Source organism: Mesorhizobium sp. P3_B5, from assembly GCF_056402815.1.
Window position 1 is genome coordinate 1 of the sequence record NZ_JBFUGR010000038.1, and the last position, 1,384, is coordinate 1,384.

The 1,384-nt window shown below is 61.7% G+C and carries 2 protein-coding genes; both read left to right on the forward strand.

Annotated features, from left to right (window positions below):
• The coding region (locus AC1DVW_RS29650) for a trimethylamine methyltransferase family protein (RefSeq protein WP_477327930.1) at positions 1–917 on the forward strand (917 nt) is incomplete at its 5' end.
• Between the two features lie 30 nt (positions 918–947).
• Positions 948–1,384, forward strand: a 437-nt coding sequence (locus tag AC1DVW_RS29655) for an ABC transporter substrate-binding protein (protein WP_477327932.1), incomplete at its 3' end; no start/stop codon positions are given.

The following is a 1,384-nucleotide window of genomic DNA, read 5'->3' on the forward strand; positions in this document are numbered from 1 at the left end:
CGATGGCGATGGCAGGCATCGTGTTCGGCGAGGACTATGTCCGCGACAACCCGGTGCTGGTGTCGATCACCAACTGCAACTCGCCGCTGGTGTGGGATGCCACCATGCTTGACGCCATGAAGGTCTATGCGCGCAGCAACCAGCCGCTGATCCTGGCGCCCTTCGCGCTGTGCGGCGCCTCGACTTCGGCCTCTGCCGTGGGAGCGGTCGCGCAGGTCAATGCGGAAGCGCTGGCTGGCGTCGCGTTCACGCAGCTGCTGCGTCCGGGTTCGCCGCAGCTTTACGGACAGTTCATGGTGACGGTCGACATGAAGACCGGGGCGCCGATGGGCGGCACGCCAGAGGCCGCGCAGATGATGTATCTGATGGGTGCGCTGGCCAGGAAATACAAACTGCCGTGGCGCACCTCGGGCTTCCATGTCGGCTCGAAGCTGAATGACGCCCAGGCGGGCTACGAGGCGAACATGCTGATGCATGCCGCTATCCTTTCCGGCGCCAACTACATCTGGCACTCCGCCGGATGGCTCGAGGCCGGCTTGAGCTGCGGCTATTCAAAATTCGCGACGGACTGCGAACAGCTTGTCGGCTGGTACAAATATGCGGGCGGGCTTCCGTTCGACGATTTCAAGGAGGCCATGGCGGCAGTCCGCGAAGTCGGGCCGCAGGGCCATTTCCTCGGCACCAAACACACGCTCGAACATTTCGAGTCGGCCTTCTTCATACCCAGCATCATGGATTTCAACCAATACGAGCAGTGGAAGGCTGAAGGCGCGAAGGACCACGATACCCGCGGTCGCGAGAAGGCGCGCAACATGCTCGCGGATTATGAGGAGCCGAAACTCGATGAGGGCATCGCCGAGGGCCTGACGGATTTCATTGCGCGGCGCGAGGAGGCGCTGCCAAACAGCGTCAGTTGAAGACGTAACGGGAACAAAAGGGAGGATAAAATGGCATTCTTCAGAAGCAATGGCGACCGCGTGCCGGGCGCTATCGAGGCAATGGCGAAAGAGACACGTGCAGGCCGCATGGACCGGCGAGAATTCCTGGCGCTGGCCAGCGCCTTCGGCGCATCGACGGCTTTCGCCTACGGCATGATCGGCCTTGCCGCGCCGACTAAAGCCCTGGCCGACGAACCGAAAAAGGGCGGAACGCTGCGTGTCGCTATGTCGGTCAAGGCACAGAAGGATCCGCGCACCTATGACTGGACCGAGATGGCAAACGTCACCCGTTGTTGGTTGGAGCCGCTCGTCCGCTACACCCACCAGTTCACTTTCGAGCCGGTCCTGCTCGAAAGCTGGGACGTCAATGACGACGCCACCGAATACACACTGCATCTGCGCAAAGGCGTCACCTGGAACAATGGCGATGCCTTCAACGCCGATGA